Here is a 24,400-nt window from a genome sequence, read left to right as displayed (position 1 = left end):
TCGCCCGTGCCAACCGACGCGCCGACCGCCGATCACACGACCTCATCACCGCTGTGACCAGCAGTTACCCCAGAACGCAATGACCCTGCGTTGGGCCCGGCGACGAATCCGTCGACGGAAACCCACTGCTGAACGATGACACGGCTCATGAGACTCCTTCACAGCGGCCAAATCGGTCACGTTCTGTGCGGACATGGCCAGGCTATGCGCAACCCCTGACACAACCTCAGCCACCTCGCCAGCGCGATGATGCGGGTGTCCGTCGCCGCTCACGGCCGGCTGACCGTGGTGCAGTCTCTCGACTGTCTCACTATCGGCTGAGGTTGTCTGGTCGCGTATCAGCGCGGGTAACGGCAACCTGACCCCGCCACGTCAAGCGCGGCCGACTCAGGAGCCCGCGGCACCGGCCCGCTCGGCCATGTCAGTCGGGGAGCCATTACGCCCGGCCGACTATATTTCGATCATCAGGAGGGGAGACATGTCGACAAACGCACGAATCACCGGTGTGGCCTCGCTTCTCGCCGTCGGGGTGATCGGAGCCGGCGGATATCTCCTGCTGCGGGAGAACCATGACGGGCGGGGCGAGGACGCCGACGAGATCCGCAATGCCGTCGAGGAGTTCGTGCTGGCCGTCGACCGTGACGACCGGCAGGTGATCCGTGGCCTGGTCTGTGCACGGGAGCTCACCGCGATGCGTGACGTCGACGGCCGCGACGAGACCGACCCCGGCAGATTCGACCTCACCGTCTCACTGTCGCCGGTCACCGTCTCGGACACCGCCGTCGCCGGAGACGAGGCCCGCGCCACGATCTCCCGCCCAGCCATGACCGACCCGGTGACACTGGTCTTCCGCAAAGAACAGGGCTCGTGGAAAGTCTGCGACCCGGCAGCCGGTCACCGCACGAAATAGCCCACGCACAACCGGTCCAGCCACGCCTACGCCGTGACATGTGGCAGTTGAGTGCGGGCTTGAGTAACGATGTTGCCGCCCGGCGCAGCGCGGTCGACCATAGGCCGCGTGAACTACGTCAAAGTCGAGGCCGTACGTCGGATCGAGGCTGAGTGGCCCGGCTGGGTTGAAATGCGACTCCGCGAGGCGGACGGGACCACGACCGCCATCCTTGAGAAGGTTCCCGTTCTTCTCTCAGATGAGCAGCCACCTACCGAGCCGGAGATCCCCTCCCAGATCGATGTTCCGTGCGACGTGCTGGAACGTCACCAGGACGCTGCCGACTTCCCGTCCGTCCTCGTACGGCTGCACTTCCACATCCAGGACCAAAACGGTCGCAGCGTCTTTCGCGTTCCTGAAAGCGACGTCACCGGCCCCCGGTAGGCAAGTCGCTGCCCGACGGTGACGCGGGCTGCTGGAGGAACGCGCCATGCGGCAGTTGAGCACGTTCCACGACTGCGGTCCTTCATCGGTGGTGCCGGCTGGCGATACTGTTAGCGAAATCGCTTGGGAGGCGGGAACCTTGGGCGTGGTCGTCGAGGCCTACAGCAGGCTGGCGTACGTCGGTGCACACGTCACGTGTTGTCTGAAGGATGAACATAATGCGGGTTATGCCAATCGCATGATCCCCGAGCACGTCTTGTGTTGCTCCGAGAAGGGCCATCTCCCGGCCTACACCCAGACTGCTTTCTCGGCGTCGTTCCGAGGGATTCCTGTTGTCGGCCAAGGTGAGTTCCTCACTGGCGGGTGCTACGCCACCACTGCGCAGACGGAGGAGTTCGAGGCCTGGTCAGGTTCGTGTACCGGGTACGGGTACTGGCGGGCTGATCTGCAGAAGCAGTTCAATCCGGCACTGGACCCGGATGGCCCGTTCTACGAGTTGATCTGGTTCTCCGACTGCGAGGGCACCATCGGGTCGGAAGCCGCGGGAGATCTGCTGGCAGACTTCCGGGAACACTCGCCGATGTACCGGCCGCCATACGAGTGGTACGGCGAAACCTTCGAGGCCTTCACCCGCGCCTGTTCGCTCGCCGTGGACGGCGGCCTGATCGACTTCTGGTGACATCTCGATGTCTGCTGGCCGTCGCTTGCCGAAGGACTGGCGAGCGGAGCGATGACCAGGCACCGGACGCACCGACGGCCGACGCAGAGTGAAGCGCCGACCGCTCGGCTTTCGTCTGGAACCGATCGGCGTCAGGCACGCCGATGACCTGCTGGCTTTGTATCTCGCTCCGGCGGTGGCCCAGTGGTACGGCCCTTGGTCGCGCGAACGAGTGGAGCGGGAGGTCGCCAGGCTCGCTCGTTCGTGGTCGGTGGACGGGGTTCACAAGTGGATGGCCTACCACCGTGCGACCGGTGAGTGTGTCGGGCGTGGAGGCTTGTCGCGCAAGCATGTCGAGGCCCGGGAGCGTCTGGAACTCACGGCCGTTTCAACATCATCGGGTGAGGCGAAGGATGGTGAACGGCCTGGTCATCTCGCGGCTGGCCCGTCGGGTGGCTTCGGTGATGTCGATGCGGCCGGCCAGTCGTAGGGCGTTGATCGCCAGGTTGCGCGGGGAGGCCAGGATGCGGGGCCCGGACCGGGTCCGTATCCGGGAGTCGTCCTCGCGGTAGCAGGTGTCCCTGATGAAATACAGGGCTACGAGCAGCCGGAACCACCAACATCACCGCCGCCAACCGCCACCACGCCCGCGACAGCATCCGGCCACTGGCACTTCTCGGCCTCATTTAGGACTTTGCCGGGGCCCTGGGCACTACGGCAGGGCGGGATGCCGGTGCCGGCTGCCCGCCCTTCATGAACGGCGTGATCTCGTCGATCAGGTTCGGCTGCGCTATCACTCAACGTTGCCGGGGCGCGCACGGCTGCCGACTGTCGATGTTGCGGCCCACGAGGTGCTGACAACGCCCTGATCAGGGGCTATCTGTGCCAAGTCATGTGCGTTGCGGTCCGGGTCTGCGGAAGACTCGGGCACCTCAGAACGAACTCCGAGTGACGAGGTGCCGCCGATGAGCGACGAGTCTGTCCTGGCCAATGAGTCGATTGTTCCGTTGCTGCACTGTGTGGATCCGGAGGCGATGCTGGCGTTCTGGCGGGCGCTGGGGTTCGCCACCACCTGGGAACAGCGCCGGCCGTACGTCTACCTGGCCTTCCGCTGGAGCAACGTCGACCTGCACTACGGGTCGGGGCCGGACGGGCTCGACCCGACCCGGGAACACACCGGCGGATGCATGGTGATGGTGGACGCGGTGGCGCCCTACCACCGGCACTTCACCGAGGCCATGCGTGCGGCGTACGGCAAAGTGCTCGGCAAGGGTCTCCCCCGGATCACCCGGTTCCGTCCCGGCGCCACCCGGTTCTCGGTGATCGACCCGTCCGGCAACTCGATCATCTTCATTCGCCGGAACGAACCACAGCCGGAGTACGGCGGATCGAAGCAGCTCACCGGGCTGGCCAAGGTCCTCGACAACGCCCGGGTGCTGCGCGAGTTCAAAACCGACGACCTGGCCGCCTACCGCGCCCTGAACTCCGGCCTGCGCCGCCACGGCGACACCGCCTCCACCGTGCACCAGGCGATGGCGCTGGCCGCCCTGATCGAACTCTGCACCCACCTGAACGACCCGGACCGGGTGCCGGAGTGGGGCACCCGTCTACAGAAACTGTCCCTGACCCCGGAGGAACGGGACCAGGTGACCGGGTACGTCGCCGACCCCGGTCTCCTCGAGCCGTGGCTCAGCTGATCAGAGTTGATCGATACCGGTCAGGTCGATGTCAATCTTGAACGGCGCCACCAGGGTGATCCGCTCGTGGAAGATCCCGAGCAGACCATAGGTGCCACTCGCCGGATCACGCTCATAGGCGTAGACCACGGGATCACCGTCGGGGTCCTCCACCCGCCAGAAGAACGGAATACCGGCCTGGGCATACAGCTGAGGCTTCCATTTCCGGTCACATTCCTCGGACTCCGGTGACACCACCTCGACGGCCAGCACCACCGCGTCCGCCGGGTAGAAGGTCCGGCTCCGCGCATCGACCGCGTCGGCTCGCAGCACGATCAAGTCAGGCTCTGGCCGGTTCCGCGGGCCCAGAACGACGGACATCCCACGCCGAACTCGAAACTCATCACGAGGTGCACTGGCCCGCAAGCCCTGTAGCAGCACGTCGACCAGAACGGAATGTGCGTCCTTCTGCGGACTCACGACGACGAGAAGCCTGTCGATGAGCTCGGAATGAGGGGGAAGTCCGGGAATCCGGTCCAGATCATCTGCGGTATAACTGTCCGTCGGTGGCCAGCGCCACTCAGCTACCGGTTCGGGGCTCATGGACCCTACCCCTTCCCCGAGCGGAATGCCTCATCGTGCAGCCTACCGGCTGACCGGGTGGGTCGCCGGATCACCGGGCGTGGCGGAGAATCGGGGCATGTTCGTGATCAGGGAGAAGTTCTTTTCCATCGGCGACGACTTCGACGTGCTGGATGAGCACGGGGCGAAGGTCTACCACGTGGACGGCAAGGTGCTCAGCCCGCGTGGGCGGGTGGTCATCGAGGACGCGGCCGGGGAAGAGGTGGCGTCGGTGCACCGGCATCTGGTCGCGCTGCGGCCGACCTACGAGATCCGGATCGGTGGGGAGAAGGCGGCCGAGGTCAAGAAGAAGCTGTTCACCCCGTTCCGGGACAAGTTCACCATCGACGTGCCGGGGCCGGACGACCTGGAGATGAAGGGCGACCTGCTGGACCACGAGTACGTGATCGAGCTGGGCGACGTCGAGGTGGCCTCGGTGTCGAAGAGGTGGCTGACGATCCGGGACACGTACGCGGTGAAGGTCGCCGACGGGGTCGACCCGCTGCTGATCATCGGCAGTGTGCTGGCCCTGGATCTGGCGCTGGAGCGGGCCGAGGAGAAGAAGGAGAAGACGGAACGCGACGAGGACTGATCAGATCCAGTCGGTGTGCCGTGGCCAGGACAGTAACGTGTCGACCACTTCGGGTTCCTCGTACGGGGAAGCCGGGGTGGTCGTGGTGTAACGACTGCGGTGGAACAGCAGCGGGGTGATGTCGCGGCACTGGCCGAGGGCGGTCACCCGGCCGGTGACGATGGCGTGATCGCCGCCCGGATGCACCGCCTCCACCCGGCAGTCCGCCCAGGTCAGTGCCCCGTCGAGCAGGGGGACACCGGACGGCGCGGGTGTCCAGCCGACGGTCGCGAACCGGTCGGCGCCGCGGGTGCCGAACAGCCGGGAGACGTCGCGCTGGTCGGAGGCGAGCACGTTCACGCCGAAGATACCGGCCGCCCGGATCCGCTGCCAGGTCGCCGAGCCGGCCTGTGGACAGAACAGCACCAGCGGCGGGTCCAGGGACAGCGGCGCGAACGCCTGGCAGGCGAACCCGGCCGGGCCGGCACCGTCGACCGTGGTGATCACGGTGACGCCCGTGCCGAAGTGGCCGAACACGTGCCGGAAGCGGGATCTCAATGGCCGCCGCCGGTGAGGAACCGGTGGCCCCAGACGCTGTGCGCGGTGGTGTGCCGGGCGATCCAGGTGCCGTCGTCGACGGTCCGGCCGCCGTAGCCGTACTCGATGTCGAAACCGCTCGGGGTTCGTACGTAGAAGGAGATCATCCCGTCGTTGGCGTGCCGGCCCAGCGTGGAGATCATCGGGGCCTTGTTCCGGGCGCACCTGTCGATGGCCAGGCCCACGTCGTCCAGGGTCTCCGTCTCGATCATCAGGTGGATCAGGCCGGACGGCGCGGGGATCGGCGCCAGGGCCACGCTGTGGTGCCGCGGGCCGCAGCCGAGGAACCGCATCCACAGCGGGGTGTCACTCGGCGGCATGCCGAGGTGTTCCGGGACCAGGCGCATCGTGTCGCGCAGGCGGAACCCGAGGACCTCGGTCCAGAACCGCAGCGACGCCTCGTCGTCGCGGGCCGGCAGCACGATGTGGCCCATGCCCTGGTCGCCGGTGACGAACCGGGTGCCGTACGAGCTGATCGCCGGCCGGCTGTCCAGGGCGGCGCCGCAGAAGAACTCCAGCCGGTTGCCGGACGGGTCGTCGACGCTGATCAGGTGGGAGACGCGGCGGTCGGCCAGCTCGGCGGCGGCGGCCGGTTCGACAGCGATGCCGGCCTCCTCCAGTACGCCGGTGAGCCGGGTCAGGGCGGCCGGATCGGCCAGCTCCCAGCCGGAGGCGGCCAGCCGGTCGCGCTCGCCGGGCACCACCACGATGCGGGCGGGCAGGTCGTCCATCCGCAGGTAGACGGCCCGCGGGTCGGGGCCGCGGCCGTCGGTCATGCCGAGCACCTTGACGCCGAAGTCGCGCCAGGCGGGCAGGTCGGTGGCCTCCACGCGGAGGTAGCCGAGGGATCGGATGATATTGCTCACGGGCGGTCCCCTCTCGGGATCATGAACCGTTCGGCGCGTCGGCCGCGATAGCTCAGTCAGAGGACGAAGAGGTGAGGAGGAAGTCGATGGCCAGGCGGTTGAACTCGTCGAATTTCTCCAGGTGGGCCCAGTGGCCGCAGCCGCCGAAGACGTGCAGGCGGGCGTTGCGCAGCATCTTCAGGGCGACCAGCGCGCCGTCGAGGGGGTTGACCCGGTCCTCACGGCCCCAGACCAGGAGGGTCTCGTGGTGGAGGCGGTGGGCGTCCCGCCACAGGAGCCCTTGCTCGTACGTCGCGGGGTCGCTGAAGGACAGCCCCATCTCGCGCATCGCTCGCCGGGCGGCGGGATCGCCGGCGGCCTGGAATCGTTCGTCGATCAGTTCCGGCGTGATCAAGGACGGATCGAACACGAGGGTACGCAGGAAGGCCGCCAGCCTCGCCCGGCTCGGGTCACGGCCGAAGGCTCCGAGCCGCTTCACGCCCTCGGTGGGGTCGGCGGCGAAAACGTTCAGCGACAGTCCGCCGGGACCCATCAGCAGCAGCCGGCGGGCTCGGGCCGGGTGGTCGAGCGCGAACCGGACGGCCGTGCCGCCGCCGAGTGAGTTGCCGATCAGGTCGACCCGGTCGATGCCGAGTTTGTCGAGCAGGGCGGCCAGTTCGGTGGCGGCGTGGGTGAAGTACTGCCCGGTGATGGAGTCGCCGACCGATCCGCCGTACCCGGGCTGGTCCACCGCGAGGACGTCGAAGTGTGGGGCGAGGGCGGGGATCGTACGGCCGAAATTGCTCATGGCCGACGCACCCGGGCCGCCGCCGTGCAGAAGGACCACCGGGGACCCGGCGCCGTCGCGGTGAAAGGCGAGCGTCATGTCACACCATCGCGTCGTTGAGCGGCATGCCGAACTCGCCGCGGCCGAACATGGACAGGGCCCGCTCCGGGTCGTTGATCGCATGGACCCGGCCGGCGTGGGCGTCGCGCCAGAACCGCTGGATCGGGGTGCCGGTGCGCAGTGCCCGGCCGCCGGAGTTCTCGAAGAGGCGGTCGACGGCACGGATCGCCAGCTCGGTGCCGCGGACCTGATCGCGGCGGACCCGCAGGCGCAACGGCATCGGCAACCTGGTGCCGGCGGTGGTCAGGTCCATCAGCTCGCGCATGTCCGCCTCCAGCGCGAACCACGCCGAGTCGATGTCGCCGGCCGCCTCGGCCACCCGCACCTGGGAGTGTGGGTCCTCGGCGGCCTTGACCCCGGCGTAGGACGCCCGGACCCGTTCGCGCATGTGGTCGACGTGCGCGCGGTAGGCGCCGGTCGCCATGCCGATGATCGGGGTGGTGATCGCATAGGAGAAGATCGACGCGTACGGGATGCGGTAGAGCGGCCCGGGGTTCTGCTCCTGCCCGGGGCACCGGCAGCGGGACGTGTCGTTGAAGCTGAGCGACCGGTGCTCGGGCACGAACGCGCCGTCGACGACGATGTCGTTGCTGCCGGTGCCGCGCAGCCCGACGGTGTGCCAGACGTCCTCGATGGTGTAGTCGGCGGCCGGCAGCAGGAAGGTCTTGAAGTCGGCCGGTGTGCCGTCGTCGCCGGGTGGGACGATGCCGCCGAGCAGCACCCAGGTGGCGTGATCACAACCGGACGAGAAGCTCCAGCGGCCGGTGACCCGGTAGCCGCCGTCGACCCGCTCGATCCGGCCGGTCGGGGCGTAGGACGACGACATCCGGGTGCCGGTGTCGCCGCCCCAGACGTCCTGCTGGGCCCGGTCCGGGAAGAGCGCGAGCTGCCAGGCGTGCACCCCGATCACCGAGGCGACCCAGCCGGTGGACCCGCAGGCGGAGGCGATCTCGCGGACCCCGGTGAGGAAGGTCAGCGGGTGCGCCTCGTGGCCACCGAACCGGGCCGGTTGCAGCAGGCGGAAGAAGCCGGTCTCGGCGAGGGCTTTCACGGTCTCCGGGGCCAGCGCGCGGCGGTCCTCGGTCTCCTGTGCACGGTCGCGCAGAACAGGTAACAGTTCTCGAACTCCGGCGAGGACCGCTTCCATGAGATCCCTCCAGGCTGGTTGGCCGCGTGTCGAGCGCCCCCTATACTAGAACACGTTCTACCTAGAACCCAGGACCAGGAGCGGTGAATGAGCATCAGCCAGCAACCGCGCAGCATCGACGCCGGGCGGCCGCCCGCCAGGTTCGCCCGGGGGTGGCACTGCCTGGGCCTGGCCGGCACGTTCCGGGACGGGCGGCCGCACGCGATCGAGGCGTTCGGCACCAAACTGGTGGTCTTCGCGGACTCCCGGGGCGAGCTGCACGTGCTCGACGGCTACTGCCGGCACATGGGCGGCGACCTCACCCAGGGCACCGTCAAGGGCGACACCATCGCCTGCCCGTTCCACGACTGGCGGTGGCGGGGCGACGGCCGGTGTGTCGAGGTGCCCTACGCGCACCGGATCCCGATGCGGGCCCGCACCCGGTCCTGGACCACCTGTGAGCAGAACCGTCAGCTGTTCGTCTGGAACGATCCGCAGGGCAATCCGCCACCCCCGGAGGTGGCGATCCCGCGCATCGAGGGCGCGTTCTCCGACGAGTGGAGCGACTGGACCTGGGACTCGGTGCGCATCGACGGCGCCAACTGCCGCGAGATCATCGACAACGTGGTGGACATGGCCCACTTCTTCTACATCCACTTCGCCTTCCCGACGTTCTTCAAGAACGTGATGGAGGGCCACGTGGCGGCACAGTTCCTGCGGACCCGGCCGCGCCCCGACGTGCCGATGAGCGCCAAACAGTCCGGTGACTCGACGCTGCGGTCCGAGGCGGCGTACTACGGGCCGTCCTACATGATCGACTACCTGTACAACGACTGGAACGGCATCGAGATCGAGTCGGTGCTGATCAACTGCCACTATCCGGTCACGCCCGACTCGTTCGTCCTCCAGTGGGGCGTGATCATGAAACGCCTGCCCGGCCTCACCACCGAGCAGGCGGCCCGCGCGGCCGGCAGATTCGCCAAGGGCATCGGCGTCGGCTTCCTGCAGGACGTGGAGATCTGGAAGAACAAGACCCGCATCGACAACCCGCTGCTCTGCGCCGAGGACGGGCCGGTCTACCAGCTCCGCCGGTGGTACGAGCAGTTCTACGTGGACGTCGACGCGGTCACCGACGACATGGTGGCCCGCTACGAGTTCGAAGTCGACACCACCCGGGCGGTCCAGACGTGGGAGGCCGAGGTCGCCGCCAACCAGGCCGCCGCTTCATGACGGCCACCCCCGAACTCCGGGACCACCTCGACGGCGGACTCGTCCCGATCCCCTGCGACACCTGCGGTCAACCGGTGCGGGCCGGGCGGCGCAGCGAGATGCAGACCAGCGTGCAGTGGTCCGGGCCGTCCTGCGAACGGCTCACCACCCTCGCCGGAGACCGGCCGCCCGCGCTCGTGCCGACCTGCCCGGCACTGCGCGACAGCCTCGACCGCGCCATCCGTGAGGGACGCCTGGAGGTGAGCTGATGCCCGACTTCCGCCCGGTCCGCGTCGCCGCGGTGATCACCGAGACCGCCGACGCGTGTTCGCTGGTGCTGGACGCCGACCTCGACTACCGCCCCGGGCAGTACCTGACGGTCCGGACCCCGGCCGGAGCCCGCTGCTACTCGCTGGCCAGCGCACCCGGCACCGGCGAACCGCCGAAGATCACGGTGAAACGGATGACCGGCGGCCGGGTCTCCAACTGGATCGCCGACCACGTCCGGGCCGGCGACACCCTGGACATGGCCGGGCCGGCCGGAACGTTCCACCCCACCTCGCTCGACGACGAACTGCTGCTGCTGGCCGGCGGCTCCGGCATCACCCCGATCATGGGGATCGTCAAATCACTGCGGAGAACCCCCGCGCTGCTGTACGCCAACCGGAACGCCGAGTCGATCATCTTCCGGGCCGAACTGGACGCCCTCCTGCCGGTGATGCACTGGCTGGACAGCGAACGTGGGGTGCCGACCGCCGACGATCTTCGGGAGCTGCTTCACCCGTACACCGATCGGGAAGCTTTCGTCTGTGGTCCTGAGCCTTTCGTGGCGGTCGCGGAGAAGGCGCTGCGGATGGCCGGCGTCCCCGAATCCCGCATCCGGATCGAACGATTCGAACTCGAACCAGCCTCCGGCGCTCTCAGCAGGCCCGACGCCCCCGCACTCAGCAGGCCGGAGGCGAACGCTTCCACCGAGCCCGATGCGACCGCTCTCAGCGGGCCCGGCGCGACCGCTCCCGGCGCGACCGCTCCCGGCGCGCCCGCTCTCAGCGCGCCCGATGCGACCGCTCCCGGCGCGACCGCTCTCAGCGGTCCCGATGCAGCCGCACCCGGCGCGACCGCCGAGGTGGAGATCGACGGGCAATCCCATGTGCTGCCGTGGCTGGCCGGGCGGCGACTACTCGACGTCATCATCGACGCCGGGCTGAACCCGCCCTACTCGTGCCGGCAAGGACAGTGCGGGGCGTGCGCGGTACGCCTGATCAGCGGCGAGGTCACCCTGATCAACAACGAGATCCTGGACGAGGAGGACTTCGCCGACGGTTACATCCTGGCCTGCCAGGCGGTCGCGGTGAGTGATCGGGTCGCGGTTACATACTACTGATCTGGTACGTTCCACGGCCCCTTCGCCGAACCACGATGCCCCGCATCGTCCCCGCGAGGTGACCCCGGCCTCCCGACCGTCACGCGACCGCCGGGCCGATGCGTCCCGTCACCGGTCACCCCACCCCCGAGCCGCCGCCCCAAAGCCATTCCGCCGTTCCGAAGCCATTCCGCCGTTCCGCCGTTCCAAAGCGGTTCCGCCGTTTCCGCCGTTCCGCTGCTTCGAAGCCGTTCCGCTGTTTCGAAGCCGTTCCGCCGTTCCACCGCCGTCCCAAAGCCATTCAGCCGTTCCAAAGCGGTTCCGCCGTTCCGCCGTTCCGCTGCTTCGAAGCCGTTCCGCCGTTCCACCGCCGTCCCAAAGCCATTCAGCCGTTTCAAAGCGGTTCCGCCGTTCCGCCGTTCCGCTGCTTCGAAGCCGTTCCGCTGTTGCTCCAAAGCCCGCGGCACGGCGCCTGCTCACGATCAGCCCTTGTGTGCCCCCATCGGCGCCTTGGGGCCTTTTTCTCGACTACCTGATCACTTGCGGTCAATCCCTCGCGCGAGCGAGTCGCCCAGCGGCGATCTTGGCATTTTTACCACCGGAAAAAGCCTTCTTCTCGGCTGCTGGCCCGCTCGTGGTCAATTTCGCGCACGATTGTCCGCCTTCCAGCTCCGCCCCGGCCGATCTTGGCGGATTTACCACCTAAAACGGTGGTAAATTCGCCAAGATCTCAGCTGAGCGGGTCGCCCGCGCGAGGGATTGACCGCGAGTGATCAGGCGGCCGAGAGCAAGGCTCGAAAAGGTGGTAAAACCACCAAGATCGGCCGAGGATAGGGCCGGAAGTGGACACGCGCACGGGGAATTGACCGCGAGGAGCGGGCCAGCAGCCAAGAACAAGACTCCCCGAGCCCGGCAGGCGATCACATTCCGGATGGCGTGAGTCATGATCGGGCACTCAGCACCGATACCAACACACAACCCCGCGATCTCAGATGCGCGCCGGCGTTCGTGCGCGCATCCGCGATCGCGCGCTCTGGGGGCGGTCCGAGGTCCGAGGTCCGAGGTCCGAGTCCGAAGTCCGATGGGCTCGGGGCAGGTGCCCACGTTGGCGGATCGGGAGGGGGTTCACCTGCGGAAACGTCATGGGACCGGGTCTGACCCGCCCGCGAACCAATCAACCATCAGGGTCCTATTCGAGCCGTAAAGTCGGCACACGGTCTGACCTCGACCACGGGGGAACGGAGGGCGGAGGAGCGGTAGGCACCGACGGTGGCGAGGAGGCAGAAGCGGACGGTGGTGGAGCAGCGAATGCGGAGGGTGATGACTGGGCCGTGTTGTGGCCGGCGCGGCGGCCGGAGAAGACGCAGTCGGCTATCGACAGGCCGCTGACATAGGAGCCCGAGCAGATCCCCACCGCGGTACGGCCGACCGCGCACAACCCCCCGGCCGCGCCGAAACCGACCACCACGACGTCCACGAGCCCTCCCCGGAAAAGGCGGGATAACTATAACCTGTTCTAGTGATGACCGAGGAGGAGTACGACGTCGTCGTGGTCGGCAGCGGCGCGGCCGGCATGACCGCCGCACTGGCCGCCGCACACCTGGGCATGAGCGTGGTCGTGGTGGAGTCCGCGGCGAAGTACGGCGGTTCGACGGCCCGCTCCGGTGGCGGCCTGTGGATGCCGGGACCGGAAGCGGCCACCTATCTGAAACACGTTGCAGGCGATGAGGTGCCGGCGGCGCGACGGGACGCGCTGTTGGAGCACGGGCCGGCGGTGCTGGAGTTCGTCCGGAGACACACGCCGCTGGAGTTCGTCCGTGTGCCCGGCTATCCCGACTATCACCCCGAAGCGCCCGGTGGACTGGCCGAGGGGCGCACCGTGGAACCGAGGCCGTTACGCGTACCGCAAATCGATCTTGAAGATCTTGCCCCGCCCTATCGGGCCGCGCCGAGCGGAATGGCCGTGACGGCTGCCGATTATCGCTGGTTGTCACTGGGGCTGCGGCATCCGCGATCGGTGTGGACGGTGGCGAGACTGATGGCCGGGCGGCTGCGCGGGCGGCGGCTGACGATGGGGCAGGCACTCGCCGCCGGGCTGCGGGCGGGCCTGCGGGCGGCCGGGGTTCCGGTGCTGCTCGGCACGCCGATGTCCGGCCTGGTCACCGCGGGCGGGCGGGTCACCGGCATCCGCTGCGGCTCGACGGCGCTGCGGGCGCGGCGCGGGGTGATCCTGACCGCCGGCGGGTTCGACCACAACGAGCGGCTTCGCCGCAGACACCACGATCTGGGTACGGGCGGAACGGTCGGCGCCGCCACCAACGTCGGCACCGCGATCGAAGCCGGCCAACGGCTCGGGGCGGCGGTGGACCTGATGGACGAGGCGTGGTGGGGTCCGGCCCTGCCGCTGACCGGCGGACCCTTCTTCTGCCTGGCCGAACGCAACCTCCCGGGCAGCCTGATCGTGGACGGCACCGCCCGCCGGTTCGTCAACGAGGCCGCGCCGTACGTCGACTTCGTGCACACCGTCCTCGGCCGCACCGGCACCGGCCCGCACCGGCCGACCTGGCTGATCGCCGACCGCACGTACCGTGACCGCTACCTGTTCGCCGGTCACGGTCCGCGCACGCCACTGCCGCGCCGCTGGTACGACGCGGGTGTGGCCCACCGGGCGGGCAGCCTGGAAACGCTGGCCGCCCGGATCGGCGTGCCGGCCGGCGAGCTGCGGCGGACCGTCGACCGGTTCAACCGGTTCGCGGCGACCGGGCGGGACGAGGACTTCGGGCGGGGCGAATCGGCGTACGACCGCTACTACGGCGACCCGCGGCAGCGCCCGAACCCGTGCCTGGGCCCGCTGTCACGCCCGCCGTTCCACGCGTTCGCGCTGATCCCCGGCGACCTGGGCACCAAGGGCGGGCTGCGCACCGACGAACGGGCCCGGGTGCTGCGCGCGGACGGCACCCCGATCCCCGGCCTGTACGCGGCCGGAAACACCTCGGCCTCGGTGATGGGCCGCGGCTACGCCGGCGCCGGGGCCACCCTGGGACCGGCGCTGACGTTCGGCTTTCTGGCCGCGGTGGACATTCGCGCGGGCGGTCCGGCCGGCAGCCGGGACAGCTGAGGCGTGGCGGTCCGTACCGATCGACATGCGGAGGTCGTCCTAGGGGCGCCGCTGTTGGAGGACCCGGATCGGGACCACTGGACTCGACTTCCTATCGTGACGTTGTCGTTTCACAGCGTGTGTGTCTCATGTGGATCTCACAACGGGGGTGAGCGTGCGGATCAGTACCCCACGGCTGTACTGGCTGACAGCCGCCGGACTGGTGGCTCTCGGTGTGCTCGCCGGGGCGGCGGCGTTCGGGGATGTGCGCGGCCGGTCCGCCCTGATCACCGACGTGGCCGGGGTGAGCGGACCGGTCAGTGTGGACGCGCAGACCCTCTACCGGGCGCTGGCGGACGCGGACGCCACCGCCGCGACCGCGTTCCTGGCCACCGAGGGCGAGTCGGCGACTCTGCGGGATCGCTATCTGACCGATGTGGCGCGGGCGACCGCGGCCCTGACGGTGGCGTTGCGGGACGCCGACGGCGAGAACGCGGCCCGGCTCGGGGTGGTCGCCGATCAGCTGCCGGTCTACACCGGCCTGGTGGAGACGGCGCGGGCGAATCAGCGGCTGGGGGTGCCGCTCGGCGGGGCCTACCTGCGGGAGGCGTCGGGCCTGATGCAGCAGACGATCCTGCCGGCCGCCGCGGGTGTCCTCGACCGGACGAGTGAGCATCTGGCCGGCGAGCAGGAGGAGGCGGCCGGTTTCCCGTGGGCGGCGACCCTGATGACGGTGCTGCTGGTGGTGGCGCTGGTGGCCGCCCAGGTGCTGCTGGCCCGGCGCAGCCGCCGGATCCTCAACCTGGGTCTGGTGGCGGCGAGCGCGGTGGTGGCCCTGGCCCTGCTCTGGTCGGTGATCGCGCTGGGGGTGTCGGGGCGGCGGCTGGACACCGGGCGACGGGACGGCACCGCCCTGGTGGAGCTGTTGGCGAACGCCGGCCGGGCCTCGTTGCAGGCGCGCGCCAACGAGTCGCTGACCCTGGTGGCGCGGGGTGGTGGGGCGGAGTTCGAGAAGACGTTCGCGGCCCGGATGGACGAGCTGATCGGCCGGGACGGCACGGGTGGCCTGTTCGCCCGCGCGCTGGCCCGGGCGCCGTCGGATGACCGGCCGCTGATCGGCGAGGCCCGGGACGCGGCGGTCCGCTGGCGGGTGCTGCATGACGAGGTGCGGGCGGCGGATGACGGCGGCGACTGGAACCGGGCGGTCGAGCTGGCCACCGCGGACGGGCCGGAGGCGCTGCCCGCGGTGTTCGCCCGGCTGGACGACAGCCTGCTCCGGGCGCTGGATGCCGGCAATGAGCGGGTGGAGCGGCAGGCGGGGCGGGCCGGTGGCGCGCTGACCGGGCTGGCCGCGGGGCTGGTGGTGTTGACCGGCGGGCTGGTGGCGGCTGTCGGGGCGGGGTTCCGGCCGAGGATCGGAGAGTACCGATGAGATCCAGGATCACCGCCGGTGCGCTGGTGGTCGCACTGTTGACCGCGGGGTGTGGGGCGCCCGGTGAGGTCCGGCCGGTTCCGGCGGACGCCACCGCGCGGGTGCCCCGGCCGCTGAACGTGCAGGATCCGGCCGACGTGCCGAGCAAGGGGCCGGTGCCGACCTGTGATCCGCGGGCCAGCCTGCGCCCGCGGGGCGCACTGCCGAAGCCGGGCGCGATGCCGGCCGGGAGCACGATGGCGACGATCGTGGCGAACGGGCGGCTGGTGGTCGGCATCGATCAGAACGCCTATCTGTTCGGGTTCCGTGATCCGGCGACCGGTGAGCTGGCCGGTTTCGAGATCGACATGGCCCGGGAGATGGCGCGGGCGCTGTTCGGTGATCCGGGCAGGGTGCAGTTCCGGGCGATCACCACCGCGGACCGGATCCCGGTGCTGGAGAACCACCAGGTGGACATGGTGATCCGGACCATGACGATGACCTGTGAGCGGTGGCAGCAGGTGTCGTTCTCCACCGAGTACATCGCCTCCCGCCAGCGGCTGCTGGTGCGCAAGGCCGACAAGATCCGCGACTTCCCGGACCTGGCCGGGAAGAAGGTGTGCGCCACCCGGGGCAGCACCAGCATCGTCACCATCGACGAGCAGCCGGGTGATCTCATCCCGGTCAGCACCGACAGCACCCTGGACTGTCTGGTGTTGTTGCAGCAGCACCAGGTGGACGCGGTGTCCACGATCGACATCCTGCTGGCCGGGCTGGCCGCGCAGGATCCGGCCACCGAGGTGGTCGGAAAGCCGGTGTCCGACGAACCTGCGGGAATCGGCATCCCGAAGGACAAGCCGGACATGGTCCGTTTTGTTAACGGGGTTCTGGATCGGATGCGCGCCGACGGCACCTGGACGCGTGTCTACGACCGCTGGCTCCGGGACCGGCTGGGTCCGGCCGACCCACCGGTGGCGGTTTACCAGCGATGACAGGTCGTATGGCGGACAACACGGGTGGCCGGGTTGGACTACCCTGACGCGACCGGTCGATGACCGGACGGACGGGAAGGATGGCCGGGTGCTGACGGCGACTGTGGTGTTCCTGGTGATCGGCGGCGTGGCCGCGGCGGTCCTGGCGCTGGCGCTGCTCGGTGGCGAACTACTGCATTTCGGGCATCCGGACGCCGGTGGCCCGGTGTCGCTCGAAGTGGTGGCCGGCTTCCTCGGAGCGTTCGGTTTCGCCGGAGCCGCGGCGTCCGAGCTGCTCGGGGCCCGTACCGCCGCGGTGATCTCGATCGCTGTCGCGATCGGCGCGCTGGCCGCCGTGCCCGCCGCCTGGCTCGCGTGGCGCCTCTCCCGGGCCGCCCGCGACATGCGCACCGACGCCACCCCGCAACGGGAGAACCTGGTGGGTTCGCTCGGTGTGGTGGTCACCTCGGTCCCGGCCGGCACCGGTTACGGCGAGGTCCGGCTACAGTTCGGCGGCCAGCCGGTCAAGGTCTACGCGCGGTCCGACCACGCCCTCCCCACCGGCACCGAGGTCTTCGTGATCGAGGCGCCCAGCGACACCAGTGTCGTCGTCGAGAAGACTCCCTGAAAAACCTCCTCAAAGGTCGAAACACACCCCACTAATCGGGAAGGCCTCAATGTCTGGATTGTTGTACGCGATCGCCGGTGGCGTGCTGTTGATCGTGTTGGTCGTCGTGTTCGTGCTGTCCCGGATCAAGGTGGCCGGGCCGAACGAGGCTTTCATCATCACCGGCCGCAAGGGCAAGACCACCCAGGGCCTGGACGGCACCAGCAGCACCGACCTGTCGGGGCAGAAGGTCGTCATGGGCGCCTCGGTGTTCGTGCTGCCGATCGTGCAGAAGCTGCAGTCCCTCGACCTGTCCAGCCGCCGTATCGACGTCGGCATCAAGGGCGCGGTGTCCAAGCAGGGCATCCGCACCGAGCTGCACGGTGTGGCGATCGTCAAGGTCGGCGGCACCGAGGGCGCGATCCGGGCCGCCGCGCAGCGGTTCCTGCACCAGCAGTCGGAGATCGAGGACTTCACCCGTGAGGTGCTCGCCGGCGCGCTGCGGTCGATCGTCGGCCGCCTCACCATCGAGGAGATCATCCGGGACCGGGCGGCGTTCGCCAGCGCGGTCGCCGAGGAGGCCGAGCACTCGATGACCAACCAGGGTCTGGTGCTCGACACGTTCCAGCTGCAGGACATCGTGGCCGAGGGCTCGTACCTGCAGGATCTGGGCCGTCCGGAGGCCGCCCGGGTGCTCAAGGACGCGGCCATCGCCGAGGCCCGGGCCCGGCAGGCCGCCGAGCAGGAGCGGCTGCTGGCCGAGGAGGCGATCGCCGAGGCGAACCGGAACCTGTCGCTGAAGCAGGCCTCCATCCAGGCCGAGATCGACGCGGCGAAGGCCCAGTCGGCCGCCGCCGGCCCGCTGGCGCAGGCCGAGCGGGACCAGAAGATCCTGGCCGAGCAGCAGAAGGTGGCCGAGCAGAACGCCGAGCTGAAGCAGCGTCAGCTGGACACCGAGGTGCGCAAGCCGGCCGACGCCGCACGGTACCGGGTGGAGCAGGAGGCCGAGGCGGCCCGCAGCGCCGCGGTGCTGCACGCCGACGCGCAGCGGCAGGCCACCATCGCCGGTGCGCAGGCCCAGGCCGAGCAGGCCCGCCTGACCGGTGAGGGTGAGCGGGCCCGCCGTGCCGCGCTGGCCGACGCCAACGCGATCGAGGGTGTCAAGGAGGGTGAGGCCGAGAAGGGCCGCCGGTCCGCGATCGCCGAGGCGATCGAGCGGGAGGGTGCGGCCGAGGCCGCCGCGATCCTGGCCAAGGGTCAGGCCGAGGCCGAGGCGATGGCCCGCAAGGCCGAGGCGTTCGCCGCGTACGGTGACGCCGCCGTCATCGACCTGCTGGTGAAGGTGCTGCCGCAGGTGGTCGAGGCGGCCAGCGCCCCGCTCGGCAACGTCGACAAACTGACCGTCATCTCCACCGACGGCGCCACCTCGCTGACCAAGTCGGTGGCCGGCAACGTCGCGCAGGGCCTGCAGATCGGCAGTGACCTGACCGGTATCGACCTGACCGGGCTGCTGTCCAAGCTGGGTGCCGGCGCGAAGCTGAACGGCGACCAGCCGGCCGTCGAGGCCAAGGCCCAGGACTGACCGGACGTCACCGGCCTGCCAGCGACACCACCAGGTGTTGCAGCAGGCCGGTGTCGTAGTTCCGGCCGCCGATCCGCAGGCCGGAGATCTCCCAGTCCAGCACGTAGGCGACCTCGTCACCCTCGACGGTGGCGGCCACCGGCAGGATCTGGTGGTAGTCGCCGAGCGGGAACATCGGCCCGGCGATCGGCCGCCGCAGGGTCGACGGCTCGAACAGGACGACCCGGTCCCCGATCGGTTTCGTGCCGTACCGGTCGAGCAGCCAGCGGTAGTCGGCGGGCAGTTCGACACCGATCCGGGTGGTCACCTTGTCCCAGTCGACCGGCGCGTGCCCGGCCGGTGGCCCGGTCAGCTGGGCCAGCCGTTTCGGCAGGTCGGCGCCGTAGGCGAAGGACACCTCGACGAGCACCGGCGCGTCGTCGCCGCCGGACACCACGGCCAGGACCACCGCCCAGTGCCCGGCCCGCAGCCGGGCCTTCGCCGGGTGCAGGTCCCGCTCGTCCCGGTCGAATCCGCCGCCCTCCGGCAGGCCGAGCTGGCGGGTGAGTTCCCGCACCGCCGACTCCGCGGCGGCCTGTACCGCCCGGTCGCCGGACGGGCCGAAGGCCGGCAGGTCGACGATGATCCGGCCGTCGTCCACCCGGGCCGACAGTCCGGCCGAGGGGACGCTGACCGCGGCCAGCAGGGCGGTCAGTTCGGCGTCGGCGGCCGGGTCGGCCAGCGGGGCCAGCCGCCGGGCGATGTCACCGAGGTAGGCCGCGGCGGTCATGACACGTCGAGGCAGGCGGCGGACTTCACCGCGGCCCGGTCGACCTGCTCGAAGGCGGTGCCCTGGAGCCGGTAGCGGTAGGTGAGCTCGAGTTTGGGGCAGGAGTTGCTGTCGTCACTGCCGGTGCCGTGCGCGGTCACCGTCACCACCTGGTCCTTCACCGTCATCCCGGTCACCCACGGCTGGTCGGTGGGCCCGACGTCGGTCAGTATCGGCTTGCCGACCCGCTCGGCCCCGGCCGCCGGGGAGGCCCCGTCGAAGACCTCGATCGTCGACGGGAAGTAGGAGGTGGACGCGTCGCAGGTGCGGGCCACCAGGGCGTCGGCGGTGCCGTCGCCGGTCACGTCGCCGAGTGTCACGAGTTGCACCATCGCCTCCTGTTCCGGGTTCTCGCACTCCTCGATGAAGACGTCCCAGTCCCCGTTCTCCCCCACGCTCGCCAGCGATCCGGCCGGGTCCTCCGCCTCGGCGGCCGGCTCCCCGCCGGCAGAAGCAGAGGCCGGTGCCGGGGCGTCCGGCGCCGGTCCGTCGCCCGTGCAGCCGGTGACCAGCACGAGCGTCACCAGCACGACCGCGGCACTCTTCACCCATAGATGTCACCACAGCTAGGGGTGCTCATCCACCGGTTCCAGGAGAAGAGCGCTGGTCGGGACCCCGGTTCCGGCGGTGACCAGGACCGGCCCGGTGCCCGGGACCTGGTTGGCCGCGGTGCCACGGACCTGCCGGACCGCCTCGGCGATGCCGTTCATGCCGTGGATGTACGCCTCCCCGAGCTGGCCGCCGTGCGGGTTGACCGGCAGCCGGCCGCCCAGTTCGATGCCACCGCCGGCGATCAGGTGCCGGGCCTCACCGCGGTCGCAGAAGCCGAGTTCCTCCAACTGCATCAGCACGTACGGGGTGAAATGGTCGTACAGCACCGCGGTCCGCACGTCGGCCGGCCGATGACCGGACCGGCCCCACAGCTGCCGCGCCACCACGCCCATCTCCGGCAGTGCCGCCACCGGCGTCCGGTAGTAGCTGGTCATCACGTACTGCCCGGCCCCGCTGCCCTGGGCGGCGGCCGCGATCACCGCCGGGGCGGCCCGCAGGTCCCGGGCCCGGTCCAGCGAGGTCACCACGACCGCCACAGCGCCGTCGCTCTCCTGGCAGCAGTCCAGCAGCCGCAGCGGTTCGGCGATCCAGCGGGACGCCCGGTGCTCGTCCAGGGTGATCGGCCGCTGATGGAACCAGGCGCGCGGGTTGGTGGCGGCGTGCCGGCGGGCGGCGACGGCGACCCGCCCGAAGTCGTCGGTGCTCGCCCCGAAGTCGTGCAGGTAGCGACGGGCCACCATGGCGACCTGGGCGGCCGGGGTGGCCAGGCCCATCGGCAGGTGCCAGCCGGCGTCGGCGTCCGGTGAGGCGAACGCCTGCCCGAACCGGCGGCCGGACCGCTCGTTGAGGGCCCGGTAGCAGACCACCACGTCGGCGATCCCGGCGCTGACCGCGAGCACCGCCTGCTGCACGACCGCGCAGGCGGCGCCGCCGCCGTACCCGATACGGCTCAGGAAGGTCAGCTCCCCGGCGCCCAGCTCCCGGGCCACCGCGATCTCACTGTTGGCGTCCATGGTGAAGGTGACCAGGCCGGTCACGTCGGCGGGGGTGAGCCCGGCGTCGTCCAGCGCGGCCCGGATCGCCTCGACCGCCAGGCGCAGCTCACTGCGGCCGGAGTCCTTGGAGAACTCGGTGGCCCCGATCCCCACGATCGCGGTGGTCCGGGTGATCATCGGGCCACCGCCACGACGCCGGAGACGTGCACCCCGCTTGCGGTACGCCCGACGACCTCGATCCCGTGCGGGAACTGCTGGCCGGTGAAGGTGAGGGTGTCGTACGCGTGGCACGGCGTACCCAATCGGATCTTGATCTCGCGGATCGTGACGTGCGAACCGAGCCGGTCGGTGACGAACCGCTGCACCAGGCCGGTGGTGGTGAGGATGTTGAGGAAGACGTCCCGGCTGCCGAGCCGGATCGCGGCGTCCCGGTCGTGGTGCACGTTCTGGTGGTCGCGGGTGGCCAGCGCGGTGCTGACCACCAGGGTCGGGGTGACGTGCAGGGTCCACGGTTCGAGCACCGGCACGTCGGCCCGCCAGACCGGCAGCCCGTCGTCGAAGAACACCCGGACCGGGTCGCCGATCGCCGGGCGCGGGCCGCGGAACTCGCCGACCATCCGCACCCCGTCCACATCGACGAGCACGACGGTCAACAGGCCGCGCCGTCCGGGGACCGGCGGATGGTGGTGGACCACGAAGCTGTGCACGGTGCCCACGCCACTCGATATCTCGTACCCCAGTTTGAAGGATCCGCACGCCGGGCAGACCGGGCCGGGCGGATGGCGCGTCTGCCCGCATTCGCCGCAGCGTTGCAGACGCAGTTCACCGGCCTCGGCGCCGGCCCAGAAGAACGCGTTGTCCCGGGTGATCACCGGGCGTAACCCGTCGGCCGGTACGGTCGCCGGCCGCGGCTCCGGCTTGTAGCGCAGGATCCGGAACGTCATCTCACCGACCGGCTCGTCGCCGACCAGCCAGGTACTGACCGTGGTGACGAAGAAGCCCTCGCCCAGGGCGGTCCGTTTCGGGCCCACCACCGACTCCAGCCGGCTACGGTACGTGACCTCCTCGCCGATCCGCAGGTAGCGGTGGTAGGTCTGCTCGCTGTCGGTGGCCACCACCCCCTCGTAGCCCTCCCGGGCCAGCCCCGCCGAGGTGTCGCCCAGCGGATCACCGGCGATCGCGGGCGCCAGCCCCCGCATGGTCCACACCTGGAGCATCGCCGGCGGCGCGACCCGGTCCCGCTCGTACACCGGATTGGCGTCGCCCATCGCCTCCAGCCAGGTGCGGATCATCGGCAGGTTGACCGGGTCCCGCCCGGCCCACTCGGCGCTCACCGCGGCACCCTCGGCAGGCCCAGCCCGGCTGCGGCGATGATCTCGCGCTGGATCTCGTTGACCCCGCCGCCGAACGTCAGCACCAGATCCCGCCGTTCGTGCAGATCGAGCCAGTCGAGCAGCTCGGCGGTCAGCGGGTCGCCGGGATCACCGTGCCGGGCCACCGTCTCGGACAGTTCCCGGGTCAGCCGCAGCAGCCGCTCGGACGAGAAGACCTTGGTGGCCGAGGCGTCCGCCGGGCCCGGGGCGTCCCCGATCACCTGCCAGTTGAGCAGCTGGTTCACGCGATGCGCGGCGTGCGTCCGGGCCAGCGCGCGGCGGACGTCCGATTGTTCCCACACCCCACTGTGGTACGCCCATTCACGCACCCGGTCGTACAGCGCCCCGAACCGGCCGGCCGGGCCGAGCATCACCCGCTCGTGGTTCAGCTGGGTGGTGATCAGCCGCCACCCGTCGCCTTCGGCCCCGACCCGGCGGTGCGGGGGTACCCGTACGCCGGTCAGGTAGGTGGTGTTGACGTGATGGCTGCCGTCACAGGTGATGATCGGCGTCCAGGTGTATCCGGGATCGGCCGTGTCGACAATCAGGATGGACAGTCCACGGTGGCGGTCCGGTCCGGTCCGGCAGGCCAGCCACAGGAAGTCGGCGTCGTGCGCCCCGGTGGTGAACGTCTTCTGGCCGTCCACCACGTACTCGCCGGCGTCGAGCACCGCCCGGGTGCGCAGCGCGGCCAGATCGGTGCCGGCCTCCGGTTCGGTGTAGCCGATCGCGAAGTGCAGCTCCCCGGCCAGGATCCGGGGCAGGAAGAACCGGCGCTGTTCCTCGGTGCCGTAGGCGAGCAGGGTCGGCGCCACCGTCTGCAGGGTCACCGCGGGCAGCGGCACGTCGGCGCGGGCCGTCTCGTCGACGAAGATCTGCTGCTCGGCGGGCCCGAGGCCGCGGCCGCCGTACTCGACGGGGAACCCCAGGCCGAGCCAGCCGTCCCGGCCGAGACGGGAGACCAGGTCACGAAACACCGGCCCGTGCCGTTCCCGCAGCAGCACCCGCCGGTCGGCGGGTGTCAGCACCGTGCGCAGGTACGCCCGCAACTCGTCACGCAGCGCCGTCTGCTCCCCGGTCAGTTCGATGTGCACAGCCGCTCCCCCAAGCCGCTCAGCCGGTGCTCACTCCCGCCCAGGAACCGGGCCAGGTCCCGGATCAGCGTGGTGTGCCGGTGCAGCGGGTACTCGATCGACAGCCCGAGCCCGCCGTGCAGGTGATGACAGGTGCGCGCGGCAGCCGGCGCCTCGGTGGTGAACCACAGCGCGGCCACGTCCAGGTCGTCGCCGGCGTCCCGGCCGGTGCCGAGCCGCCAGATCGCGCTGAGCACGGCCAGGTGCAGGGTCCGGGCGGTCACGTAGACGTCGGCGATCTGCTGGGCGGCGGCCTGGAAGGTGGCGATCGGGCGGCCGAACTGCTCCCGGGTCCGCACGTGCTCAGCGGTCAGCGCCAGGGCTCCGGCCAGTGCGCCGTCGCCCAGGACACAGGCGCCGGCGACGGCGTACCGGTGCAGGTCGTCGTGGGTCTCCCGGGTTCCCAGCGGCTCGGCGGGCACCCGGTCGAGGTGGAGCACCCCGTCCTCGGCCCCGGTGCCGTCGATCACCACGACGCCGGGGCCGTCGACCGTCACCAGGATCCGGTCGCCGGTGATCACCCCGGTCTTCACGCCGCTGACCGTGCCGTCCCGGGCCAGCACCGTGTGGGGTGCCGACGGGAGTGGATCACCGGGTTCGGCGGCGGCCAGGCCGAGGGTCCGTCCGTCGAGCAGGTCGTCCTGCTGCCTCTCGCCGCCCCAGCGCGCCACCAGCGGCACGCCGATCGCCAGGTGGGACAGTGCCGGGCCGGCCATCGCGCGCCGCCCGATCTCGGTGAGCACCAGTGCGGTCTCCAGGATGCCGAGTCCGGCGCCACCGAGGCGTTCCGGGACCGCCAGGGTGAGCAGACCGGCCTTGCCGAGCCCGGCCCATCCGGCGTCGCCGTCGAGCACCTCGGCGGCCAGATCGATGATCGCCTGCTGGGTCTCGTCCGGGCGAAAATCCATACGTCGGATTAGAACACGTTTCAGTTTGACGCCGCCACCGGCGGGTGACACGAACAC

The 24,400-nt window shown here is 70.2% G+C and carries 25 protein-coding genes and 2 pseudogenes; 14 read left to right on the top strand and 13 right to left on the bottom strand.

The window, feature by feature from the left end; translation table 11 throughout:
• Window positions 1–478 precede the first annotated feature (478 nt).
• The 5 genes from ACQ0O7_RS42820 (at window position 479) to ACQ0O7_RS42800 (ending at window position 3,688) form a co-directional block, all read left to right on the top strand.
• Complete coding sequence (locus ACQ0O7_RS42820; protein WP_430791655.1) at window positions 479–910, top strand: hypothetical protein; 432 nt, start codon at window positions 479–481, stop codon at window positions 908–910.
• A 108-nt stretch (window positions 911–1,018) separates the two neighbouring features.
• Window positions 1,019–1,333, top strand: coding sequence for a hypothetical protein (locus ACQ0O7_RS42815; protein WP_430791654.1), 315 nt, complete (start codon window positions 1,019–1,021; stop codon window positions 1,331–1,333).
• A gap of 46 nt (window positions 1,334–1,379) precedes the next feature.
• A complete protein-coding gene (locus ACQ0O7_RS42810) occupies window positions 1,380–2,012 on the top strand; it encodes a hypothetical protein (protein WP_430791653.1) in 633 nt (210 codons plus the stop codon).
• 88 nt (window positions 2,013–2,100) lie between these two features.
• On the top strand, window positions 2,101–2,481 hold the full coding sequence (locus ACQ0O7_RS42805) for a GNAT family N-acetyltransferase (protein ID WP_430791652.1): 381 nt from the start codon (window positions 2,101–2,103) through the stop codon (window positions 2,479–2,481).
• Between the two features lie 475 nt (window positions 2,482–2,956).
• Window positions 2,957–3,688 (top strand): glyoxalase, encoded by a 732-nt coding sequence (locus ACQ0O7_RS42800; RefSeq protein WP_430791651.1) that lies wholly within the window; start codon window positions 2,957–2,959, stop codon window positions 3,686–3,688.
• On the opposite strand, the gene ACQ0O7_RS42795 is transcribed toward ACQ0O7_RS42800, so the two are convergent.
• Window positions 3,689–4,270 carry a Uma2 family endonuclease gene (locus tag ACQ0O7_RS42795; RefSeq protein ID WP_430791650.1) on the bottom strand — a complete coding sequence of 194 codons (582 nt, stop codon included), beginning with the start codon at window positions 4,268–4,270 and terminating at the stop codon, window positions 3,689–3,691.
• Between the two features lie 97 nt (window positions 4,271–4,367).
• On the opposite strand from ACQ0O7_RS42795, the gene ACQ0O7_RS42790 reads away from it, so the two are divergent.
• Window positions 4,368–4,880 (top strand): LURP-one-related/scramblase family protein, encoded by a 513-nt coding sequence (locus ACQ0O7_RS42790; protein WP_430791649.1) that lies wholly within the window; start codon window positions 4,368–4,370, stop codon window positions 4,878–4,880.
• Here the strand turns inward: ACQ0O7_RS42790 and hsaB are convergent, their stop codons facing one another.
• Genes hsaB through hsaA form a run of 4 tightly spaced genes read right to left on the bottom strand, consistent with a single transcriptional unit; the run spans window position 4,881 to window position 8,355 of the window.
• Window positions 4,881–5,417 (bottom strand): 3-hydroxy-9,10-secoandrosta-1,3,5(10)-triene-9,17-dione monooxygenase reductase subunit, encoded by a 537-nt coding sequence (hsaB, locus tag ACQ0O7_RS42785; protein ID WP_430791648.1) that lies wholly within the window; start codon window positions 5,415–5,417, stop codon window positions 4,881–4,883. It abuts the gene before it with no gap.
• On the bottom strand, window positions 5,414–6,322 hold the full coding sequence (gene hsaC, locus ACQ0O7_RS42780; protein ID WP_430791647.1) for an iron-dependent extradiol dioxygenase HsaC: 909 nt from the start codon (window positions 6,320–6,322) through the stop codon (window positions 5,414–5,416). The genes hsaB and hsaC overlap by 4 nt, the downstream gene beginning before the upstream one ends.
• A gap of 52 nt (window positions 6,323–6,374) precedes the next feature.
• Window positions 6,375–7,187: a 4,5:9,10-diseco-3-hydroxy-5,9,17-trioxoandrosta-1(10),2-diene-4-oate hydrolase gene (hsaD, locus tag ACQ0O7_RS42775; RefSeq protein WP_430791646.1), complete on the bottom strand. Its 813-nt coding sequence runs from the start codon at window positions 7,185–7,187 to the stop codon at window positions 6,375–6,377.
• A gap of 1 nt (window position 7,188) precedes the next feature.
• Complete coding sequence (hsaA, locus tag ACQ0O7_RS42770) at window positions 7,189–8,355, bottom strand: 3-hydroxy-9,10-secoandrosta-1,3,5(10)-triene-9,17-dione monooxygenase oxygenase subunit (RefSeq protein ID WP_430791645.1); 1,167 nt, start codon at window positions 8,353–8,355, stop codon at window positions 7,189–7,191.
• A gap of 87 nt (window positions 8,356–8,442) precedes the next feature.
• On the opposite strand from hsaA, the gene ACQ0O7_RS42765 reads away from it, so the two are divergent.
• The 3 genes from ACQ0O7_RS42765 to ACQ0O7_RS42755 are packed head-to-tail and all read left to right on the top strand — an operon-like array spanning window position 8,443 to window position 10,927.
• Window positions 8,443–9,564 (top strand): Rieske 2Fe-2S domain-containing protein, encoded by a 1,122-nt coding sequence (locus tag ACQ0O7_RS42765; protein WP_430791644.1) that lies wholly within the window; start codon window positions 8,443–8,445, stop codon window positions 9,562–9,564.
• Window positions 9,561–9,812: a hypothetical protein gene (locus ACQ0O7_RS42760; protein WP_430791643.1), complete on the top strand. Its 252-nt coding sequence runs from the start codon at window positions 9,561–9,563 to the stop codon at window positions 9,810–9,812. Before ACQ0O7_RS42765 ends, ACQ0O7_RS42760 begins: the two co-directional genes overlap by 4 nt.
• Window positions 9,812–10,927: a 2Fe-2S iron-sulfur cluster-binding protein gene (locus ACQ0O7_RS42755; RefSeq protein WP_430791642.1), complete on the top strand. Its 1,116-nt coding sequence runs from the start codon at window positions 9,812–9,814 to the stop codon at window positions 10,925–10,927. The genes ACQ0O7_RS42760 and ACQ0O7_RS42755 overlap by 1 nt, the downstream gene beginning before the upstream one ends.
• A gap of 1,168 nt (window positions 10,928–12,095) precedes the next feature.
• Here ACQ0O7_RS42755 and ACQ0O7_RS42750 read toward each other — a convergent pair.
• A pseudogene (locus ACQ0O7_RS42750) lies at window positions 12,096–12,347 on the bottom strand (hypothetical protein); the annotation flags it as partial.
• 81 nt (window positions 12,348–12,428) lie between these two features.
• Between ACQ0O7_RS42750 and ACQ0O7_RS42745 the strand changes: the two are divergent.
• From ACQ0O7_RS42745 to ACQ0O7_RS42725, 5 genes are all read left to right on the top strand, one after another.
• Window positions 12,429–14,024: an FAD-dependent oxidoreductase gene (locus ACQ0O7_RS42745; RefSeq protein ID WP_430791641.1), complete on the top strand. Its 1,596-nt coding sequence runs from the start codon at window positions 12,429–12,431 to the stop codon at window positions 14,022–14,024.
• Between the two features lie 154 nt (window positions 14,025–14,178).
• The gene (locus ACQ0O7_RS42740; RefSeq protein WP_430791640.1) at window positions 14,179–15,435 is read left to right on the top strand and encodes a hypothetical protein; all 1,257 of its coding nucleotides are present in this window, start codon (window positions 14,179–14,181) and stop codon (window positions 15,433–15,435) included.
• The gene (locus tag ACQ0O7_RS42735) at window positions 15,432–16,406 is read left to right on the top strand and encodes a glutamate ABC transporter substrate-binding protein (RefSeq protein ID WP_430791639.1); all 975 of its coding nucleotides are present in this window, start codon (window positions 15,432–15,434) and stop codon (window positions 16,404–16,406) included. The genes ACQ0O7_RS42740 and ACQ0O7_RS42735 overlap by 4 nt, the downstream gene beginning before the upstream one ends.
• An 88-nt stretch (window positions 16,407–16,494) precedes the next feature.
• Window positions 16,495–17,013, top strand: coding sequence for a hypothetical protein (locus ACQ0O7_RS42730; protein ID WP_430791638.1), 519 nt, complete (start codon window positions 16,495–16,497; stop codon window positions 17,011–17,013).
• Between the two features lie 49 nt (window positions 17,014–17,062).
• A complete protein-coding gene (locus ACQ0O7_RS42725) occupies window positions 17,063–18,574 on the top strand; it encodes a flotillin family protein (protein WP_430791637.1) in 1,512 nt (503 codons plus the stop codon).
• Between the two features lie 7 nt (window positions 18,575–18,581).
• On the opposite strand, the gene ACQ0O7_RS42720 is transcribed toward ACQ0O7_RS42725, so the two are convergent.
• The 7 genes and pseudogenes from ACQ0O7_RS42720 to ACQ0O7_RS42690 form a co-directional block, all read right to left on the bottom strand.
• A complete protein-coding gene (locus ACQ0O7_RS42720; protein ID WP_430791636.1) occupies window positions 18,582–19,343 on the bottom strand; it encodes a hypothetical protein in 762 nt (253 codons plus the stop codon).
• Complete coding sequence (locus ACQ0O7_RS42715; protein ID WP_430791635.1) at window positions 19,340–19,930, bottom strand: hypothetical protein; 591 nt, start codon at window positions 19,928–19,930, stop codon at window positions 19,340–19,342. The genes ACQ0O7_RS42720 and ACQ0O7_RS42715 overlap by 4 nt, the downstream gene beginning before the upstream one ends.
• Window positions 19,931–19,948: 18 nt before the next feature.
• Window positions 19,949–21,106, bottom strand: coding sequence for a lipid-transfer protein (locus ACQ0O7_RS42710; RefSeq protein WP_430791634.1), 1,158 nt, complete (start codon window positions 21,104–21,106; stop codon window positions 19,949–19,951).
• Window positions 21,103–21,456 carry an acyl dehydratase gene (locus tag ACQ0O7_RS42705; protein ID WP_430791659.1) on the bottom strand — a complete coding sequence of 118 codons (354 nt, stop codon included), beginning with the start codon at window positions 21,454–21,456 and terminating at the stop codon, window positions 21,103–21,105. Before ACQ0O7_RS42705 ends, ACQ0O7_RS42710 begins: the two co-directional genes overlap by 4 nt.
• Before the next feature lie 6 nt (window positions 21,457–21,462).
• Window positions 21,463–22,299, bottom strand: a pseudogene (locus ACQ0O7_RS42700) (bifunctional MaoC family dehydratase N-terminal/OB-fold nucleic acid binding domain-containing protein); the annotation flags it as partial.
• On the bottom strand, window positions 22,260–23,396 hold the full coding sequence (locus tag ACQ0O7_RS42695) for an acyl-CoA dehydrogenase family protein (protein WP_430791633.1): 1,137 nt from the start codon (window positions 23,394–23,396) through the stop codon (window positions 22,260–22,262). The gene ACQ0O7_RS42695 and the pseudogene ACQ0O7_RS42700, both read right to left, overlap by 40 nt.
• Entirely contained in the window at window positions 23,381–24,343 is a 963-nt protein-coding gene (locus tag ACQ0O7_RS42690) for an acyl-CoA dehydrogenase family protein (protein WP_430791632.1), read from the bottom strand. The genes ACQ0O7_RS42695 and ACQ0O7_RS42690 overlap by 16 nt, the downstream gene beginning before the upstream one ends.
• Between the last annotated feature and the right edge of the window lie 57 nt (window positions 24,344–24,400).

The sequence above is a fragment of the Actinoplanes sp. G11-F43 genome, from assembly GCF_050589265.1.
GTDB lineage: Bacteria > Actinomycetota > Actinomycetes > Mycobacteriales > Micromonosporaceae > Actinoplanes.
Note: the sequence above shows the minus strand (reverse complement) of the source record. Positions and strands in the feature narration are given on the sequence as shown.

What these genes read in the sequence shown, in the direction of transcription:
- ACQ0O7_RS42820 (WP_430791655.1), top strand. Translation starts at nt 479, where the DNA reads ATGTCGACAAACGCACGAATCACCGGTGTGGCCTCGCTTCTCGCCGTC.
- ACQ0O7_RS42810 (WP_430791653.1), top strand. Translation starts at nt 1,380, where the DNA reads ATGCGGCAGTTGAGCACGTTCCACGACTGCGGTCCTTCATCGGTGGTG.
- ACQ0O7_RS42800 (WP_430791651.1), top strand. Translation starts at nt 2,957, where the DNA reads ATGAGCGACGAGTCTGTCCTGGCCAATGAGTCGATTGTTCCGTTGCTG.
- ACQ0O7_RS42795 (WP_430791650.1), bottom strand. Translation starts at nt 4,270, where the DNA reads ATGAGCCCCGAACCGGTAGCTGAGTGGCGCTGGCCACCGACGGACAGT.
- ACQ0O7_RS42790 (WP_430791649.1), top strand. Translation starts at nt 4,368, where the DNA reads ATGTTCGTGATCAGGGAGAAGTTCTTTTCCATCGGCGACGACTTCGAC.
- hsaD (WP_430791646.1), bottom strand. Translation starts at nt 7,187, where the DNA reads ATGACGCTCGCCTTTCACCGCGACGGCGCCGGGTCCCCGGTGGTCCTT.
- hsaA (WP_430791645.1), bottom strand. Translation starts at nt 8,355, where the DNA reads ATGGAAGCGGTCCTCGCCGGAGTTCGAGAACTGTTACCTGTTCTGCGC.
- ACQ0O7_RS42765 (WP_430791644.1), top strand. Translation starts at nt 8,443, where the DNA reads ATGAGCATCAGCCAGCAACCGCGCAGCATCGACGCCGGGCGGCCGCCC.
- ACQ0O7_RS42760 (WP_430791643.1), top strand. Translation starts at nt 9,561, where the DNA reads ATGACGGCCACCCCCGAACTCCGGGACCACCTCGACGGCGGACTCGTC.
- ACQ0O7_RS42755 (WP_430791642.1), top strand. Translation starts at nt 9,812, where the DNA reads ATGCCCGACTTCCGCCCGGTCCGCGTCGCCGCGGTGATCACCGAGACC.
- ACQ0O7_RS42745 (WP_430791641.1), top strand. Translation starts at nt 12,429, where the DNA reads ATGACCGAGGAGGAGTACGACGTCGTCGTGGTCGGCAGCGGCGCGGCC.
- ACQ0O7_RS42735 (WP_430791639.1), top strand. Translation starts at nt 15,432, where the DNA reads ATGAGATCCAGGATCACCGCCGGTGCGCTGGTGGTCGCACTGTTGACC.
- ACQ0O7_RS42725 (WP_430791637.1), top strand. Translation starts at nt 17,063, where the DNA reads ATGTCTGGATTGTTGTACGCGATCGCCGGTGGCGTGCTGTTGATCGTG.
- ACQ0O7_RS42720 (WP_430791636.1), bottom strand. Translation starts at nt 19,343, where the DNA reads ATGACCGCCGCGGCCTACCTCGGTGACATCGCCCGGCGGCTGGCCCCG.
- ACQ0O7_RS42710 (WP_430791634.1), bottom strand. Translation starts at nt 21,106, where the DNA reads ATGATCACCCGGACCACCGCGATCGTGGGGATCGGGGCCACCGAGTTC.
- ACQ0O7_RS42690 (WP_430791632.1), bottom strand. Translation starts at nt 24,343, where the DNA reads ATGGATTTTCGCCCGGACGAGACCCAGCAGGCGATCATCGATCTGGCC.